The organism is Pseudoalteromonas obscura (assembly GCF_030135505.1).
Taxonomy (GTDB): domain Bacteria; phylum Pseudomonadota; class Gammaproteobacteria; order Enterobacterales; family Alteromonadaceae; genus Pseudoalteromonas; species Pseudoalteromonas obscura.
Genome location: NZ_JASJUT010000002.1, coordinates 282,221 through 300,688 on the forward strand (window position 1 = coordinate 282,221; position 18,468 = coordinate 300,688).

Sequence of the window (18,468 nt, forward strand, 5' to 3'; positions counted from 1 at the left end):
CTATGCTGGAAACGTTTTGTTCACAAAACATACAACATGTAAGGAGAAAAACAATGAGAAATAGTAATATTAGTTACTTGCTCGGCAGTGGCGTGCTGTTGCTATCTAGCATGCAGACACTGGCAGCAAATTGTACCGGCTTGACCACTTGGCAAGCTTCCGATGTGTATCGCGCTGGCGATCAAGTAAAACATTTAAACAGTGCCTTTGAAGCAAGGTGGTATAGTCAAAATGAAGACCCACAGCAAAATTTTGGCGATTTTAAGGTCTGGAAAAACTTAGGTGCGTGTGGTGGCAACCAAAACCCAGAAGTTACATTAGTAACACCTGCTCAAGGAAGTGTTTTCACCCTTAATGACAGCGTTGTCTTATCAGCTGATGCGGCAGATATAGATGGTGCAGTAGGCCAGGTAGAGTTTTTCGTCGATGATGTGTCTGTCGGTTTTGACAATCAAGCCCCTTATCAGGTCACATGGTCAGCACAGCTCGGCCCGCATGTAGTTTCAGCCGTGGCAACAGATGATCAAGGCGCTGTCAGCCAAGCTAGCTCGGCAACAATCGAGGTTACCGATGGAACAATCAATACACCGCCGGCGATCGAGCTAACATCTCCCGGCAATAACAATCAATTTACGCTGGGTGATACAGTAAGCATCAAAGCGACAGCAACAGATCAGGACGGCTCTATTTCTGGGGCATCAATATCCATCAACAATTTAGAGGTTGCGACATTTGCAAATGGAAATATCTCTTATAACTGGGTAAGTGATACAACCGGCCAAGTGCAAATAAAGATATCTGCCGTTGATGATAAAAATGCCAGCAGTAATGCAAGCGTTAATATCAACATCGCATCGTCCAACCAAGGTGGATGTAAAGGTCTTAAATCATACCTAGCAGGCCAGACATACCAAACTGGTGAGCTGGTTTCCCATAACAATAGGAAATACCGCTGTGATGTTGGTGGCTGGTGTAGTTCGAATGCACAATGGGCATACGAACCAGGCGCGGGCCAACATTGGCAGGATGCATGGAGCGATCTTGGTATTTGCGCAATAGCACCTGAAATTCGCTTCGTTTCGCCAGAGCCAAACAGTACACTTCTTCAGGGGCAAAGCAGTGAAGTCAGCATTGTAGCAACAGATGCAGATGGTACTGTGGCACAACTGGAGCTTTATGCAGATCAAACATTGCTGGGTAGTTTTACCAGTGGAACGGGCTCGGTCAATTGGCAGCCTGTTACGCTTGGTGCTGTGACTCTATCAGCGAGTGCTACAGACAATGAAGGGAATGTTAGCACTGAGCAAATTCAAGTGAATATCACGGATAAGCCTGTAGTTGTGGACTTAACTTCACCGACAGCAGGTACACAATACACACTTGGTGACTCGGTTAATATTAAAGCGCAGGCTCAAGCACTTACAGGTACAGTTAGCAGTGTGGAATTTTATGCCAACGGCACACTATTAGGTAGTGACACAACGTCGCCATACAGTTGGGTATACACACCTGCTGTGCTTGGCACTCAGACACTTACAGCTGTTGCAAAAGACAGTGCCGGGAACCAAGCAAGCAGTGCTGGTACCACGATTAATGTCATCGATAAGCCGATAGGTAAGACACACAAATTGATCGGTTATTGGCATAACTTTGTCAATCCAGCTGGCTGCCCTATCCCACTCGCGCAGATGTCACCTGCATGGGATATTATCGATATTGCGTTTGCAGAAAATGACCGAAATTCCGATGGCACGGTTCACTTCCAGCCATTTGAAAAAGACATTCGCTCCAACTGCCCACCGATTGACCCGGTGCAATTCAAAGCAGATATGAAAGCACTACAAGCACAGGGTAAAGTATTCGTCTTAAGCCTAGGTGGTGCAGAAGGTACCATTACACTTAATACCGATGCTGATGAGGCAAAGTTTGTATCTAGCCTAACCAACATCATACAAGAGTGGGGGTTTGACGGGCTGGATATCGATTTAGAAAGTGGCTCTAACCTAGTACACGGTTCACAAATACAAGCTCGTCTACCTCGTGCACTTAAACAAATCGAACAAAATATCGGCGGCAATATGGTACTTACCATGGCACCGGAGCACCCTTATGTTCATGGAGGTATGGTTGCATATACCGGCATTTGGGGTGCCTATATTCCTTTAATTGACGCACTTAGAGATACATTAGACTTACTGCACGTGCAACTTTACAACAATGGTGGCTTACCTAACCCATACGAACCAGGTAGCGCACCAGAGGGCTCCGTTAATATGATGGTCGCTCACGCTAAAATGCTCATAGAAGGATTTGACCTAGCCGATGGCACACGCTTTGCGCCACTAAGAGATGACCAAGTTGCTATCGGTTTGCCATCTGGTCCGAAATCAGCTAACTCAGGACAAGCACCAACAGCAAACATCATCGCAGCATTGGACTGCTTAACCAAAGGCCTCAGCTGTGGCACTATCAAACCCGCATTTAACTATCCAAAGTTTGGCGGTGTGATGACTTGGTCAATCAATTGGGATAAGTATGATGGGTATAACTTCTCAAAACCAATTGGCGACAAGTTAACTCAAATGAACCAAGGCAATTAATCAGGTATTGTTATCTGTGCAAAATCGTAAAAAGGCACCAAATGGTGCCTTTTCTTATTTTACTTGAGCAGGAATTGGTCCTTGAGGAACTTCAACATGCGGGTTTTGTCCACGCTGCCTCAGTAGGTGGTCCATAATTGTGATAGCCATCATGGCTTCAGCAATGGGGATCGCCCGAATACCTACGCAGGGATCATGACGGCCTTTGGTGATCATTTCCACAGACTCGTTCGCGGTATTGATACTCTGGCCTGGCACTGTAATGCTTGATGTTGGCTTTAAGGCAATAGAAGCGATGATGTCTTGCCCTGTAGATATACCCGCAAGCACACCACCGGCATGATTACTAACAAAACCTTCAGGCGTCAGCTCATCTCGATGCTCAGAACCCTTTTGCTCGACTACGTCAAAACCATCACCAATCTCGACGCCTTTCACCGCGTTAATGCTCATTAATGAATGCGCAAGTTCGGCATCCAGTCTATCAAAAACAGGTTCGCCAAGGCCAACAGGGACATTTTTAGCAACTACTTTGACTTTAGCACCGATTGAGTCGCCCTGTTTTTTAAGGTCTCTCATATACTCATCAAGTGCGTCTAACTTGCTTTCATCGGGGAAGAAAAAAGCGTTTTGCTCAACACTATCCCAATTATAAGATTCAGCTTTAATCGGTCCTAGTTGAGACAAACATGCTCGAATTTCAATACCATGAACTTGCTTTAAGTACTTTTTAGCAATACCGCCCGCGGCTACACGAATAGCCGTTTCACGTGCAGATGAGCGGCCCCCACCACGATAGTCACGATGCCCGTATTTATGCCAATAGGTATAGTCACCGTGACCAGGACGAAATACATCCATGATCTTGCTGTAATCTTTTGAGCGTTGATCGGTATTCTCAATCAACAATCCAATACTAGTTCCTGTGGTTTTTCCCTCGAATACTCCGGATAATATTTTAATTTCATCCCCTTCACGACGCTGTGTCGTGTAGCGGCTTTGTCCGGGTTTCCTTCTGTCTAGATCAACCTGTAAATCTGCCTCATTGATTTCAAGCCCTGCCGGTACACCATCGACAACACCACCAAGTGCTGTACCATGACTTTCACCGAATGTCGTGACCCGAAACAACTGGCCTATGCTATTGCCTGCCATTAACTTTCCTCATTCCTCGTTACGGTTTTGGTTCATCTGAACCTATGTGGGGTAAACATCCCCCGAATATTCGACAAATTTCTCTGCGCATCTCCCTTTGCCGTACCAAACCAACAATGGATATCGTCCACGGTCAAGCAATGTACCGCAAAGGTTAATCGTTAAAATAGGCAACCAACTCTTGTTTACTGATCATAAACACGCCTAAACCGCCGTGTTCAAACTCGAGCCAAGTAAATGGTGCACCTGGATATAATGCTTCCATATGTACCATAGAATTACCCACCTCGACAAATAGAATACCACTCTCCGTTAAGTGTTCAGCCGCATCTCGGAGCAATATACGTGTAACATCGAGACCATCATCGCCAGATGCAAGACCTAATTCTGGCTCATGGTGGAATTCATCTGGTAAATCGGCCATATCTTCGGCGTCAACATAAGGTGGATTTGCGACAATCAAATCGTATTTCTGACCCGGCACACCACTAAAGACGTCTGATTGAATTGCAAATACACGATCATCCATCATATGATCGTTAATATTCATCTCGGCTACGGCTAACGCATCAAATGAAATATCTACCGCATCTACTTGTGCATTTTCAAAGTATTTTGCCAAAGCAATCGCAATACACGCCGAGCCTGTGCACATATCTAAAATACGAGTTACCTCTTCAGGTGCTTGCACCCAAGGTTGAAACTGCTTTGTAATTAACTCTGCAAATGGTGATCGAGGCACCAATACTCGCTCATCCACATAAAAAGGCATACCTGCAAACCACGCTTGATTTGTTAAATAAGGCACTGGAATTCGCTGTTCAATGCGAAGCTTTATCACCTCAACTAAACGCCTTTTCTCCGTACCTGTTAGTCGGGCTTGCATTAAATCTTTAGGTGAATCAATAGGTAGATTAAGGGTAGGTAAGAGTAAATTCACCGCTTCATCCCAAGGGTTATCGGTACCGTGACCAAAAAATAGTCCACTTGAAACAAACTGGCTTGCAGTCCAACGCAGCCAATCTTGTATCGTTACCAAATCTTCATAAGCCTCTTGGGCGATTTCGTTGGTTATTGATAATTCACTCATGATAATTCTCACACTATGTAGATAGCGGCATTGTAGCGGTTTTTAGGCTAGGTTTTTATGCTTTTTTTATTTAAAATACGTAAATGACTAGAGAATACCCTGAAGTAGCTATGGCCTCTGACGACTTTGACTTATTCCGCGATGCAATTTCCGGAACACAACCACTTAAACAAGACACCGTGGTACACAAACAGAAAGCAACGCGCTTCAAAGGCGAAGTAATTGCAGAACAAAAAAAGCAGCATCAAGCCGAGTTCTACTTTTCCGACGAATACGTGCCCGATATTGATACCAACGGAACCGTTAACTACGTCAGGCCTGGTGCTGATAAATACCTTGCAAAACAGCTAAGACGTGGGGATTACGCGCCCGAATTGATCTTAGATATGCACGGTATGAATAAAGAAACAGCTAAAGATGAACTCGCAGCTCTCATTCATGCATGTAAAAAACAGCACGTCAGCTGCGCATGCATTGTACATGGCATAGGTGAGCGTATTCTAAAACACAAAGTTCCACATTATTTAGTCCAACACCCCGACATTCTTGCGATGCATCAAGCTCCACTGGAATATGGTGGAAAAGGGGCGATTTTAATCTTGGTTGATTTGCCACAAAATTTAGAGTTTCGTAGATAATCGTTAACAACTATTAACGCAGTTACTCAACCAAGCTAGCCTGAGATTTACAAATAAGCTATATTAGCTGAACAATACGAAGTCAGCGGGAAGATCGTACCCACAACGGGTGCTACATAAAAACGCGGGCCTTGTACATTTAGTTTCTGCTATTACCCTCAGGCTTAAAATGAACGATTTACTCAGTACAGATTTGACGATATTACTCGTCGAACCTTCAGTTACCCAAAGAAAGATTATTGCCCATGAGCTCCAACAAGAAGGCGTGCAAAATATTGATTTTGCTGACTCTGTTAGCACAGCAATTGACGCATTGAACCAAAACCTCCCCGACTTGATCATCTCTACCCTGTACCTTGCTGACGGAGATGCACTTAAATTACTCGACCACGTGCACACACATTTTAGCGATCATCAGCTGCCCTTTATGTTGGTCTCAAGTGAAACTCGCAGACAGCAGCTTGAGGCATACAAACAATCTGGAGTGGTTGCAATTCTACCTAAGCCATTTACAAAGGAGCATTTAGGCAAAGCAATCAATGCAACGCTTGATTTGTTGTCGCCACAGGAACTTGAGCTTGAGCTATATGACATTCAAGATTTGAGAATTTTGGTGGTAGATGACTCCAAGTTGGCCCGCAACCACATACAACGGGTTTTGCAAAACTTGGGGGCAACACGGATCAGTGAAGCAGAGAATGGCGCGCAGGCACTAGCGGTATTACAGCAGAGTATGTTCGATCTCATAGTAACAGACTACAATATGCCAGAAGTAAACGGACAAGAACTTACTGAAGCCATTCGCCGCTCAGACGAGCATGCCCACGTTCCTGTACTCATGGTGACTTCTGAAGCAAACGAGACACACCTTGCCAACGTCGCACAATCAGGTGTCAATGCTATGTGTGATAAACCATTTGAGCCAAATATCGTTAAACAGCTCATTTATCAAATGCTTGAACAAAATTAACTATATATTAGTTATTTTAACCACTTCCCTTGGCCAAAAACACCAAATTGATTTTTGGCCAATTAGAACACAAACTTAAAACCGCAATAAAATCAAACACTTAAAATAAATATTCAAGCTGGCACAACCTTTGTAATAGTTATTACGTCTAAACAATCAAAGGGAACAACGCCATGAACTTATTTACTAAATTACTAACTACCAGCCTTTTCATTGGAATATCTGCGTCAGCAAATGCGAACACCATGACCAGTGATATGCTAAGTGATGTACAAAATCGAGTGAGTGAGAATATTCAATCGAGCCTAGTTGAGTTAAAGCTTAATACTAAAAAGGCACTAGTAGATAGTTTCATCCGTACAAATAAGGACATTAAAACCACTCAACCTGAAACTGAGCAGGTTCAAAAGGAAAACTAATATGTTTAGTGAAGTAACATTGATTAGCTTATTAGCGATGCCAGTAGTGAGCTTATTGCTGGCTTATTTTTCAATAGAAACCATTAAGATGATCAGTCATAAATGGTTTGCGGAGAGAACTTGATGAAGCGGTTATTGACGAAGACAAAAAACCCGCACAAGGCGGGTTTTTAAACGATGGACGCAAATGCTAATTATAGCTCGCCTTCGTTTTCAGATAGGAACTTAGCAACACCTTCAGGGCTTGCGTCCATACCTGATTTACCTTCAGTCCAACCTGCAGGACAAACTTCACCGTGCTCTTCGTGGAACGCTAGTGCGTCAACCATGCGAAGCATTTCATCGATGTTACGACCTAGAGGTAGATCGTTAACTACTTGGTGACGAACGTTACCTTCAGCGTCAATTAGGAAAGAACCACGGAAAGCAACACCAGCTTCTGGGTGCTCAACGTCGTATGCTTGACAGATTTCGTGCTTAACGTCAGCAACTAGGTCATATTTAACTGGACCGATACCGCCTTCGTTTACTGGTGTGTTACGCCATGCGTTGTGTGAGAATTGAGAATCGATAGAAACACCGATAACTTCAACGCCACGCTTTTGGAATTCTTCAAAACGCTTGTCGAACGCGATAAGCTCTGAAGGACAAACAAAAGTGAAGTCTAGTGGGTAAAAGAATACAACCGCTTTTTTACCTTTGATACGCTCATGTAGATTATAGCTATCTACGATTTCACCATTACCTAGTACTGCTGCTGCTGTAAAGTCAGGAGCCTGACGGCCAACTAATACACCCATTGTTTTCTCCAAATAGTTAGGTTTAGTTCCAATATACAAATCATTTTGTAATTTGATTCTAATTATTGAGGCGCTGTTTAAGAAAAACAACCCCTTGAAAAAATTTGCCTAAGTTTATTCAGCTCTGGAGAAAAATAACAATCGAATTATCCGATAGGTACAATCTAAAAATTCGATGAGGTTAAACTTTAGACATAAAAAAAGCCCCTTGCGGGGCTTTTTCTGAATTAGTCCATAATATCATTTGGCATATCTGCACGTATATGCTGCCAAAGTTCACCTGACTGATGACCATATTTACGTATCAGTGATATCGCGCGATCATGATCGCCCTGCTGAGCAAGTTCTGTTAGATCACGATAAAACTCTCTGGTGATTTTTCGAATTTTTGGCTCTGAAAAGTAATGACATCCGATTTTCGAGTACAAACCTCTAAAGCCATTCAGAATAAGGACATAAATTTTATTCCCACCAGCAATGGCAAGCTGATGATGCACTTGATAATCATAATCCGCAAAGGCTTCTGCTGTATCTGGTAACTCTGCGTATTGCGCTAGTATTTCGATCACTTTTTCTGGGTTCAGCTTGATCGCCGCACGTGTATAAATAGCACTAATGTTGGTTCTGGCTGACAACAACTGATCTGTCAACTCAGGGACTTTGTCTTCATCAAGTCGTGCCAGAGCTTCTAGAATATTAAGGCCTGACGTTTCCCAAAAATTATTAACTCTGGTTGGCTTACCATGTTGGATTGTTAGCCATCCATCACGGGCCAATCGCTGTAAAACTTCTCTTAAGGTTGTGCGAGTCACACCGATTAGCTCTGATAGTTCACGCTCAGCCGGTAAAATAGACCCTGGTGGAAACTCTCCATTCCAAATCGATTCAACTATATATTCCTCAGCGAATCCCGCTGGGCTCTTGGCTTTAAAAATTCTCATTTAGCACCACTTAATTTACAACCTAAGGCCAGATACATTCAACGCAAGCGACTCTCGAAAGCAGGCGGAGCATGATACTGCAACTCGTTAATCTACTGATTGTACCAGATGGATATAAAGTAACAAGCGCAACTGCAAATTGATGATGTCGTTATTGACAATTATCACCCTAAAGCACTCGTCTACTTTCCATGAGAGTGCACTTCCTGCTTTTACCAGCATACACCACCACAATGAAACCCCTGTTACAAAGTAACTCGTACTTAAAGTCAATCCAAATAAAAATGGGAACTTAATGACAAGCTCACAGCCTAACTCTCTGCATTTACAGCGATATAAGTACATGAATTAGTATCGCATAGCTTTTTTAAGGCGACGCGAATCGTAAATATCTTGATGCCTTAACACTAGATAGCCATAATAGCGACCAAAAAAGGAGACATACATGTTTGATAGACTCGCGAGCTTTTCTCGTTCCACCACAGCTTGGGCCCTTCTGTTTATGAGTGCATTTACTCTTGAAGTTGTCGCTCTTTACTTTCAGTATGCTATGGGTTTAGAACCTTGCGTGATGTGTATCTATCAACGTACAGCTATGTTAGGCGTTATGATTGCTGCTTTGATTGGCCTGTGTAGCAAAGGTAACTATATAGTCCGGCTCGTGGCGACAGCTGGTTGGGGTGTTTCCTCTATTTGGGGCTGGCTGCTCGCACGTGAACACATCTCTATGCAAACCACGACTGATCCTTTTGCCTTTACGTGTGCCTTTGAACCAGATTTTCCAGTTCCTTTGCACGAATGGATCCCATCGTTTTTCGCTGTGACAGGCAGCTGCTCTAGTATAGACTGGTCGTTTGCTGGTTTATCAATGCCTGGCTGGATGGCTGTGGTATTTGCAGTGTATGCGATTAGCTTTCTAATCTTTGCGCCATTGATTATTTTTAAGAAGTAAATTTGAGAGAAATATGATTTTTAGACTGAGTCAGGTTACTGAACTTTCAACCCTGTCGTTACGTGACAAACAGAAAGTTAAAGCAATTGCATTGTCGATGTTGTCGGCGAAAAGTAAGGTATTTTTAGCAGTATGTAAGCTGACATTGTTAACACCTCTTTTTATGGCATTGGCATACTTTGAAGGATGGGCACTGTTACCTGTACTTTTAGTAGCGGGCCTCGCTTACCCACTGCTCACTGCGCCAATCGAAATACAGTTTGCGTTAAAAAATATAGACCAAGCGCTTGAACAGTTTAAGCAGAGCCAAACATAGGCTCTGCGAGGTACTGACTTACTCAAATACGACGTGAGCTTTTAGCTTTTCAATTAGGCCCTTGCCTATCCCCTTCACTCTCTCTAATTCCTGCACATCCACAAATCTACCATTTTGCTCCCTAGACAAGACAATTGCCTGCGCTTTTGCCTCGCCAATCCCAGGTAGCAGGATTAGCTCGTTAACTTGCGCTGTGTTTACATTTACAACCAATGGCACTTGTTCAGACGGGTTTACATCTTGTGCCTGAACCAAATTACTCAACAAAAGTACCGCTACTACAAGTCCAAGAATCCATGTATGTCTTCGCATTTAATTTTCCTTAAAATTTTATGAAACTAACACTGCTTAAAAATACTTAATAAGCTATCTAACCATAAGATTTAACGATTACTTTTGTAAAATACTTACTAATATTTTCATTGTGTTTTTTTCATATGGATCGTCTAATGAAGTGCCTTTAAGTTGCATTAATAACAAATACAGTTTACTGTATAAAAAAACAGTGTTTTATGGAGGGTCATCATGGCTGTTATAGTAAAGTATGTGGTTGAAAGAAACGGAGTAGAGCGAATGACATTTACTAGCAAAAAAGAGGCGGATGCCTACGATAAAATGCTGGATGTTGCAGAAGCGCTTGAAGCAATGCTAGATAAGGTTGATGTACCACTTAGCGAGCAACAAGTTGAATCACTTGCTCTAGAAATGGCAAAGTATAAAGACGATTTTATTTCTGTACTCAAAGGCAGTAAACCATCAGCAGAAAAAGACAATAAAAAGACGTCCAAGAAAGCCGAAGAAGTTACTGACGAAGCCGCCGAAGATAAGGTCACTGCTATTAAGCAAGCATAATTCTATATTACCTTTACTGGCTTATTCGTTCCAAAAACGCAAAAACGCCGCACTATTGATATAGTTCGGCGTTTTAGTTTTATATAATCGTCGTAGCGATTATTTTAAAACAGCAGCCACTGCATCAGCAAAGTAATCAATATTGCTTTGGCTAATACCCGCAACATTTACGCGGCTAGAACCCACGATATAGATTGAGTACTCCTCACGTAGGCGGTTAATTTGCTCTTTATTAATACCTAAGAATGAGAACATACCGTGCTGACGCTCAATGAATGAGAAATCATGTCCAGTATTTCTCTGCGCTAAGCTATCCTTCACAAGACTACGTAAACCGTTAATACGATCACGCATTTCAGCAAGCTCTTGATGCCACTCTTGCGTTAGCTCATCACTTGAAAGGATCGTATTTACAATATCGGCACCGTGTGCCGGTGGCATTGAGTAGATACTACGTACTACGCTCAATAAAACTGAGTTAGCAACATCTGCGTTTGCTGCATCTTTAGAAATTACAGAACATGCGCCGATACGCTCACGGTAAAGACCAAAGTTTTTAGAGCATGAAGAACAAATGATCATCTCTTCCACTGTTTGAGCTAGCAAACGTAGACCGTTAGCATCTTCATCTAGGCTGGTACCAAAACCCTGGTAAGCAATGTCTACCAGTGGCGTAAAGCCAACTTCTTTTGCAAGATCCGCAAAAATTTGCCACTGTTCGGCATTCAGATCCATACCACTTGGGTTGTGACAACATGCATGAACTAAAACAACATCACCTTTTGGCACTTGCTTCAGCGTATCAATCATCTCGTCAAAAAGTAGCCCTTTATTCTCGTAGTCGTAGTAAGGGTATTCTTTTACAGTCAAGCCAGCAGCTTCAAATAGGCTAATATGGTTCGCCCAAGTTGGAGTAGTCACCCAAACCGTCGCATCTTTATTACAACGCTTGATGAACTCAGCAGCTACACGCAAAGAGCCTGTGCCTCCAGGAGTCTGCGCCGTACGCACACGATCGGCAAGTAATGTAGTGTGACTATTGCTTAGTAACAACTCTTCCATCTTAGCGCAAAAATCTAAGTTACCAGCTAACCCAATGTACGATTTTGTGGTTTCGTTTTCTAATCGAAATGCTTCTGCTTTTTTAACCGCTTTTAAAACCGGAGTAGCACCTTGCTCATCTTTATATACACCAACACCTAAATCTATCTTTTTAGGGTTATCGTCTTGCTTATAAGCTGCCATTAGGCCCAGAATTGGGTCTGTAGGAAGTGGTTTTAGTTCTGAAAACATGTGTATTTTTTTCCTATTAAAACTAGTACGCAAAAACACAAGGCCGCAAAAATTCGCTCAAGCGTATTCAAGCTCACCTTCATTTCTCTAAGTATTCAACTCGATAATACGTAGCAATCGTGGGGGTTATAGTTGCCATAATACTAACACAATTTAACGAGAACACGAGCCCTCTCACTCAGGAAGGTAATGTGTTATTTTCATGCAAGCGGCAACCAGTACAGATAAATTGTCAGGAGTAAAAAAGTCTTTACTAAATGCCTCTGCATCAATGATCCCTACACACTCAAAACTGTCGTTTAGCAATGGAATACAAACCTCGGCTTGAACTTTTGGATCACAGGTATAATACTCACCGCCTGTTGCAATATATTCGGGAATATCATTGATAATACGGGATTTCTCTGACAATACAGTTTGAATGTTATTTGAAGTCGCTGCGAATTGTTCATTTATGGGAAAGAGAGGACGACTTGGCGCACCATTGTAAGCCAATTTCAAGAGCTGATTTTCACCGTCTATTGATCTCGACTGATAGATACCAAACCAATCGACACCGGTTTTATAGGTAACAAACTCCACAATAGCTTGCAGTTTAGCTAGCAGCTCTGCGTTTTTGTCACTTTGTGAAATATAAGAATTCAATTCAAAAGGTGCTTCTTGTAGATGGCCAAACAAGCTACAGCTTCCTCCTTCGCCAAGCTCTGGAATTTGATAAGACCATACCGGTTTGGCTTGGTTACCTGCCAAAAATGTTTCAAGAGAGTCTAGTTGCAACTTCACCAATGAAGGTTCTACTGGGGTTATTGTTTTATCTAAGTATGCAGAAATCATTTAGCCATCCAAACATCTATATATCTAAACCAAATTTAACACGCAATTATGCCGTTGACTATAGGAAAGTGCATGTTTTTTATTTTGAGGGATAATAGAAAGGAATAAGTGAAAAAAAATTTCAATGTCTCAGGCGACTAATCGAGGGAGTAAACAAGCCTTACTTCATTACCAATTTGATTGTAGCTCACACTATCCGCAATCTCTGAGAGCAATTGAACACCACGCCCATGCTCATTAGATAGAGAATTGTCGTGTTGTACTTCTGGCTGCATAAATCCGCTACCAGAATCTTTAATATCAAAGGTAATCGAATGCTTTTCGGGAGAATAAGAGGCCGATATTTGAATCGTTGCATTGTTCAGTTCAGCCAATGCCTCGGCTCGCTGGGTATAATATTCTAAAAACCCATCTTCTTGGTTTTTCAGCTCAGAGCTTATCCCCAATACGCCATGGTCTAAAGAGTTATTGTATGCTTCCGACAATAACAGGAATATATTGGACCTATGCGCATCCACTCCCTCAACATTGCTTAATACATTGACCACTTCCAATACAGGATCCGTTACTTTCATTTGCTGGGCGTCTAAAGAAACGGACACATCAAAGGGCAAACAAGAATAATGTGTTTCACTTGAACTCTCTACCTCGGCAGCCAAACAGTTAACGATTGCAATACTCAAGTCATCCTGTTGCTCCGCATGTTGAGCAAACCCTCTTACCGTGTCTATCACTTCCTGAGTTGTAATAGCATGTTTACTTTGCAAAGTATCGATGAAGCGCCCTTCACCAAACATTTCGCCATCTGGCCCTTCACTTTCGATGATCCCGTCGGTGGCCATCACCAACCGCGTGCCACGCTCTACCTCAAAGTGCAAAATGGTTCGCTCGAATTCCTCATCGTCCAAAATCCCCAGCGCCATGTGCTGTGACTCAACGGTTTTTAATACCTTACCCTGCTCATTGATCAAATAAATGTCTGGCAATCCACCCAACCAAGCAGAAATATTTTTACCTGAGCTACTCAGCTCAATAATTGCTGCGGCACAAAACATATGGCCTGGTAGCAAGGTATATAAAGAGCTGTTTAGCTCCGTTGCAATATCTCCTACAGCCATTCCCTTTTGTACCATAGTGTAAAAAATCTTTGAGGCTGGCAGGGCCCCAACGGCAGCCGCTAAGCCGTGACCGGTAAAGTCGCCCAACAAACAATAAAAACCGCCAATAGGGCTTTTGGCCATTAAAAACATGTCGCCATTGAACATTGAGGCAGGAGAGAGATGAAAGTCGCACAGCGTATCAAACCTTTCTTGGCCTGACAGGGCATTTCTGAATATATGCTCTACAATTTCATGCTCTCTTTCAGTTTGATTGTAATGATATTGAAGCTGTTTCTTTTGTTCGTTTGCTTCTTTGCTAAGCTTTCTTGTACGGGCATGAGCACGAATTTTCGCAGAAAGAATAATTCTGTCAAAAGGCTTATGGATGAAATCATCCCCGCCAACTCGCAGACACTTTTCAAAACTTGCATGATCTTCAAGCGCGGTTATAAAAATAATAGGTAAGTACACATCCCCTGCGTACTCCTTGATCTTAGGTGCCGTTTCAAACCCGTTCATAACGGGCATCATGACATCAAGCAACACAATATCTACCTCGTGCTGCTGCAGTAAGTCCAGCGCTTCTTGCCCATTGTTTGCAACTAATACATCATAGTGTTGTTGCTCTAACATGGCAGTGAGCAATCGGCAGTTAAGAGGCTGATCATCAACCACTAAAATAAGCATTCGACTGAACTCAGTTAGTCAATTTCAAACTTTTTATCAAACCGAGATATTTGTAAGATCTTTTTTAACTGTGGTCGACAGTTGCTGATCTGTATGCTTCCGACAGAGTCACCAAGAGTCTTTTTCATATTTAATAGCATGCCTAAAGCCGAGCTATCCATGTAGTCCGTATCACGTAAATCTACAACTACTTTTTCTGTTTCGGCGTTCACCTCTGCATAGGCTTGGCGAAATGATTGTACTAAATTAAAGTCAAACTTCCCTTTAATCTGAATTGTTAAGGTCTTTCCGTCGGCTGAAGCATTTTTGCTCAGGCTCATTGCAAGCTCCTACTTTGAATTTGGTATTGTTATCCATCTTTATGTTTTAAATATAATCGTATTACGTAATTTCGCCAAAAAAATATAACAGCACAAAACACTTTTTGTTAGTATCCAAGGTGATAAAACTAGTTTGGAGTAAGCCATGTCAGAAGGTCGTTTAGTATATTCTACCGAGCTGGGAAGAATTAAACAGCAAGATGAACAGCCGCAACAAGAAGTAAAGCTTTTTAAAGACGGCCACATTCGTATTGAACGTCAAACCAAAGGAAGAAAAGGTAAAGGCGTGATGCTGGTAGTCGGCATTGATCCTGAGCAGCATGATCTAAAAAAATTAGCTAAAGTACTGAAAAGTAAAATGGGGCAAGGTGGCGCTGTAAAGGATGGTGTGATTGAGATTCAAGGCGATGATCGTGAAAAGCTAAAAGGTCTATTAATTGCTCAAGGATTCAAAGTCAAAATAGCAGGGGGTTAATTCCCTGCTACTCTCATAATACTTGGCTCTTGAGCAAATACTTGTTGCTCTGTCAGCGGTGCGCTGTAGTAATAGCCTTGTACAATATGACAATTGTTCCGCTGTAAAAAAGCGACTTGCTCTGCTGTTTCCACCCCTTCAGCAACCACCTTCATACTTAGCTTCTGCGCCATCGCAATGATTGCAGCAGTAATTTCCATGTCATTACTATCTTCTGGAATATCCTTTACAAAAGACCTATCCACTTTGAGTACATCGACAGGGAAACGCTTTAGATAACTGAGTGACGAGTAGCCCGTTCCAAAATCATCAATTGATAGAGATACACCTAATTTTTTCATCTCCTTGAGCTGTTCTATTGCTGCCTCAACATCACCCATTAACATACTTTCTGTCAACTCAAGGTGAAGCATTGAAGGTGGTAGGCCTACTTCATCCAATGTGTGAGAAATCGTCTCTATTAGATTTGCATCCTTAAACTGTCTCGCAGACAAATTAATAGAAATATCCGCAGTATACCCTTTTGATTTGAGCACAGATGAGAATCGACAAGCTTCTTTCAAAACCCACGTACCTATTTCAACAATGAGTCCCGTCGCCTCCGCAATAGGGATAAACTTAGTCGGCGGGATCCCTCCTTCAGTTGGGTGGTTCCACCTAATTAACGCCTCATAGCCAACGATTTTCCCACTTCGACTATCTATTTGGGGTTGATACTGCAATGAAAATTGTTGGCTCTTAATCGCCTGTCGTAATTCATTTTCTATATGCAAGCGCTCATTCGCTGCCGCATTTAGCTCTTGAGAGTAAAAATGGAAGGTATTTCGCCCTTTAGCTTTGGCTTCATACATGGCCAAATCAGCGTGTTTTAATAATTGCTCTTCTTCTTGACTATCAAACGGTGCCAAAGTGATACCAATACTGGCACTGACAATGACCTCGTTGTTACCTAGCGAAATAGGTTGGCTCAGAGTTTTTTGTATAGTGTGTGCAACATCCATTGCGTTGTCTCGAGTACTTATCCCACTTAACAACACAGCAAATTCGTCGCCACCTAGTCGAGCAATTGTGTCCTCAGCTCTTAATCGCTGTTTTAGTCTGTCGGCAACCTCTACGAGTAACCGATCTCCGGCATCATGGCCGAGTGTATCGTTAATACGTTTAAATTCATCGAGGTCAAAGTAAAATAGCGCAAACGCGTAGTGTCCACGAGAGGCCAATGCCATAGATTTACGCAGTTGCATGCGGAAAAATGTACGATTAGCTAAACCTGTTAAAGTGTCAAAATAGGCCAGCTCTTCCATCTTCCTTTGACTTTCTTTTACAAATGAAATGTCTTGTGCTGATGCGACATAACTTGAAATGCGTCCACCATTTTCCCGAATTGGAGAAATACTCAAACTCACCCAAATTTGATCATTGTTGCTACTTTGCAGCAAAGTATCACCACGCCAGTAGTTGCGACTTTTGAGGTCAAAATCTATATCATCGATTAAAATAGCCATCTCGCTAGAGATAATATCTAGCAGTGGCGCATCCAAAAAGTGAGATTCAGAAAACCCGGTCATTTCAACCATTTTTGGATTCACATATTCAATTTTGAATCGCTCATTGGTGATCACCACCCCGGTACCTGAAAAGGCAACCGCTTTGGATAACCGATTTGCCGCCTTCTCTGCAATTTCTTTTTCATTGATACGTTGATTCAATCCATTGACGAGTTTTTTTATATCGTCACTCATGTCATTGAATGACGCATTCAATAGACCAATTTCATCATCACTATCTGCGAGTTTTGGATGATCCCATTGACCTCTGCCAAAACTGATTAGCACTTTAACTAATTGATTAATACGCTTCAAAATCAAATGGTAAATGACTTGATGTAGTAGCATGGCGACAAAACCAGCATAGAGAACAAACAAGCCGAAAAACTTGACCTTTAGTTCTTCAAGCGCGTGCAAAGCCGTATCTCGGCGCTTGTACATACCGACATACCAATCAAGTTCCCCTAAATGCATCACATTTGCGATATGGCCTGCTTTATCATGGACAAACTCATCTTGATAGCTAGGTAAGTTCACCTTAAGCGCAGTGTCTATAACGCGTTGTATTGGGCTCGGTAATACGTCTTTTGTTAACAGTTCGGAACGCTCGGTATCTTTGAGCAAGTTTGGCGCAGATATAATCCGGCCCTGTTTGTCAAAAATAATGTAACTTTGCTCTGCGGTCGGCTTTGGTAACCTAGAAAGTAAGGTTTCTAACTCTAAATCACTTCCTGTAAAGCCTCGATACACATCGCCTTCATATAGCGGAACTAAAATACTCACAACCCATTTGCTCCAAATTGGATCATGATGTACATCAGACCAAACAGCTTCTCTGGTAGGGTTTAACTCCTCTCGTAACAGCGGTTGAGCGTGAATATTAGCCTGTCTATTTTGTGCACTGTCCAACAGGACCGAGTTAGGTGGCGCTATTCGTACAAAGTTCTCTGTCGTGTAAATATAAAAATTGAAAAAATCTTGAAGTAAAATAGGTGACAGAATATTCCAAAGGTTTTCTGACTTTTGAAATAAAGCTTGATCGCTTTCACTTAAGGTCTCTTTCAAGATATAAGCTGCCGACATGCCATTAGCGGCAACGCTGTGCATTCTGCCATTGCTTGTAGTAAGGGGTAACTCGGTATTTAGCGGTATCTCTGTTGCTGATAGAAGCTTTTTTGAAACAACGGCATTAGTTTGTTGAGCAAGGCTCTTCTTAAGCTCTAAATAGTGAGAAAACTGCTGTAATACTTGCTCACTTAAGCCGTGTAATTGGACAAATTCAGCCTCAACAAGATGCTTTTCCTCAGATTTCAACATCAACGCGGCTGCAAATACACCAGCAATGACACACACAGCGGAAATTAAAATTGATAATTTCACACTTAGAGAATTAGCACCAAAACGCGAAGGAGGACGACGGTTGCCCACGATAAACCCTTTACCCTGTTATGTTTTTTTTCATATATTGACCTGAATATA

19 protein-coding genes are annotated in these 18,468 nt (G+C 42.2%); 9 read left to right on the forward strand and 10 right to left on the reverse strand.

Annotated features, from left to right (window positions below; all coding sequences use genetic code 11):
* The first annotated feature begins 53 nt into the window (after positions 1–53).
* Complete coding sequence (locus QNM18_RS05380; protein ID WP_211009647.1) at positions 54–2,600, forward strand: Ig-like domain-containing protein; 2,547 nt, start codon at positions 54–56, stop codon at positions 2,598–2,600.
* Positions 2,601–2,654: 54 nt separating this feature from the next.
* On the opposite strand, the gene aroC is transcribed toward QNM18_RS05380, so the two are convergent.
* Positions 2,655–3,755 (reverse strand): chorismate synthase, encoded by a 1,101-nt coding sequence (gene aroC, locus QNM18_RS05385; RefSeq protein ID WP_211009648.1) that lies wholly within the window; start codon positions 3,753–3,755, stop codon positions 2,655–2,657.
* A gap of 154 nt (positions 3,756–3,909) precedes the next feature.
* The gene (gene prmB, locus QNM18_RS05390) at positions 3,910–4,845 is read right to left on the reverse strand and encodes a 50S ribosomal protein L3 N(5)-glutamine methyltransferase (RefSeq protein ID WP_211009649.1); all 936 of its coding nucleotides are present in this window, start codon (positions 4,843–4,845) and stop codon (positions 3,910–3,912) included.
* An 83-nt stretch (positions 4,846–4,928) separates the two neighbouring features.
* On the opposite strand from prmB, the gene smrB reads away from it, so the two are divergent.
* The 4 genes from smrB to QNM18_RS05410 all read left to right on the forward strand — a co-directional run bounded on the left by smrB (position 4,929) and on the right by QNM18_RS05410 (position 6,996).
* Positions 4,929–5,483, forward strand: a complete 555-nt coding sequence (gene smrB, locus QNM18_RS05395; RefSeq protein ID WP_023398645.1) for an endonuclease SmrB — start codon at positions 4,929–4,931, stop codon at positions 5,481–5,483.
* Between the two features lie 169 nt (positions 5,484–5,652).
* Positions 5,653–6,453, forward strand: coding sequence for a response regulator (locus QNM18_RS05400; protein ID WP_284136609.1), 801 nt, complete (start codon positions 5,653–5,655; stop codon positions 6,451–6,453).
* 173 nt (positions 6,454–6,626) lie between these two features.
* A complete protein-coding gene (locus tag QNM18_RS05405) occupies positions 6,627–6,872 on the forward strand; it encodes a hypothetical protein (RefSeq protein WP_211009651.1) in 246 nt (81 codons plus the stop codon).
* Between the two features lies 1 nt (position 6,873).
* Positions 6,874–6,996 (forward strand): hypothetical protein, encoded by a 123-nt coding sequence (locus QNM18_RS05410; protein WP_284136610.1) that lies wholly within the window; start codon positions 6,874–6,876, stop codon positions 6,994–6,996.
* A 70-nt stretch (positions 6,997–7,066) separates the two neighbouring features.
* Here the strand turns inward: QNM18_RS05410 and QNM18_RS05415 are convergent, their stop codons facing one another.
* Together QNM18_RS05415 and fadR are read right to left on the reverse strand one after the other, a co-directional pair.
* Positions 7,067–7,672 (reverse strand): peroxiredoxin C, encoded by a 606-nt coding sequence (locus QNM18_RS05415; RefSeq protein ID WP_211009652.1) that lies wholly within the window; start codon positions 7,670–7,672, stop codon positions 7,067–7,069.
* Between the two features lie 227 nt (positions 7,673–7,899).
* Positions 7,900–8,613 (reverse strand): fatty acid metabolism transcriptional regulator FadR, encoded by a 714-nt coding sequence (gene fadR, locus QNM18_RS05420; protein WP_211009653.1) that lies wholly within the window; start codon positions 8,611–8,613, stop codon positions 7,900–7,902.
* 445 nt (positions 8,614–9,058) lie between these two features.
* Here fadR and dsbB point away from each other — a divergent pair, with 445 nt between their 5' ends.
* Positions 9,059–9,565 (forward strand): disulfide bond formation protein DsbB, encoded by a 507-nt coding sequence (dsbB, locus tag QNM18_RS05425; RefSeq protein WP_211009654.1) that lies wholly within the window; start codon positions 9,059–9,061, stop codon positions 9,563–9,565.
* Positions 9,566–9,578: 13 nt separating this feature from the next.
* A complete protein-coding gene (locus QNM18_RS05430; RefSeq protein WP_211009655.1) occupies positions 9,579–9,881 on the forward strand; it encodes a hypothetical protein in 303 nt (100 codons plus the stop codon).
* A gap of 18 nt (positions 9,882–9,899) precedes the next feature.
* Here QNM18_RS05430 and QNM18_RS05435 read toward each other — a convergent pair whose 3' ends face one another.
* Positions 9,900–10,193 (reverse strand): ComEA family DNA-binding protein, encoded by a 294-nt coding sequence (locus tag QNM18_RS05435; protein WP_284136611.1) that lies wholly within the window; start codon positions 10,191–10,193, stop codon positions 9,900–9,902.
* Between the two features lie 213 nt (positions 10,194–10,406).
* On the opposite strand from QNM18_RS05435, the gene QNM18_RS05440 reads away from it, so the two are divergent.
* Positions 10,407–10,733 carry a YebG family protein gene (locus QNM18_RS05440; RefSeq protein WP_211009657.1) on the forward strand — a complete coding sequence of 109 codons (327 nt, stop codon included), beginning with the start codon at positions 10,407–10,409 and terminating at the stop codon, positions 10,731–10,733.
* Positions 10,734–10,832: 99 nt separating this feature from the next.
* Here QNM18_RS05440 and QNM18_RS05445 read toward each other — a convergent pair whose 3' ends face one another.
* The 4 genes from QNM18_RS05445 to QNM18_RS05460 form a co-directional block, all read right to left on the reverse strand.
* On the reverse strand, positions 10,833–12,026 hold the full coding sequence (locus QNM18_RS05445) for an amino acid aminotransferase (protein ID WP_211009658.1): 1,194 nt from the start codon (positions 12,024–12,026) through the stop codon (positions 10,833–10,835).
* Positions 12,027–12,200: 174 nt separating this feature from the next.
* Positions 12,201–12,860, reverse strand: a complete 660-nt coding sequence (locus QNM18_RS05450; RefSeq protein ID WP_284136612.1) for a GAF domain-containing protein — start codon at positions 12,858–12,860, stop codon at positions 12,201–12,203.
* A 137-nt stretch (positions 12,861–12,997) separates the two neighbouring features.
* Entirely contained in the window at positions 12,998–14,647 is a 1,650-nt protein-coding gene (locus QNM18_RS05455) for an ATP-binding SpoIIE family protein phosphatase (RefSeq protein WP_284136613.1), read from the reverse strand.
* 14 nt (positions 14,648–14,661) lie between these two features.
* Entirely contained in the window at positions 14,662–14,967 is a 306-nt protein-coding gene (locus QNM18_RS05460) for an STAS domain-containing protein (protein WP_023398632.1), read from the reverse strand.
* 145 nt (positions 14,968–15,112) lie between these two features.
* Here QNM18_RS05460 and QNM18_RS05465 point away from each other — a divergent pair, with 145 nt between their 5' ends.
* A complete protein-coding gene (locus QNM18_RS05465; RefSeq protein WP_211009661.1) occupies positions 15,113–15,442 on the forward strand; it encodes an SUI1 family translation initiation factor in 330 nt (109 codons plus the stop codon).
* Here the strand turns inward: QNM18_RS05465 and QNM18_RS05470 are convergent.
* Positions 15,439–18,417, reverse strand: a complete 2,979-nt coding sequence (locus QNM18_RS05470) for an EAL domain-containing protein (protein WP_211009662.1) — start codon at positions 18,415–18,417, stop codon at positions 15,439–15,441. The two genes, QNM18_RS05465 and QNM18_RS05470, sit on opposite strands and share 4 nt — an antisense overlap.
* Between the last annotated feature and the right edge of the window lie 51 nt (positions 18,418–18,468).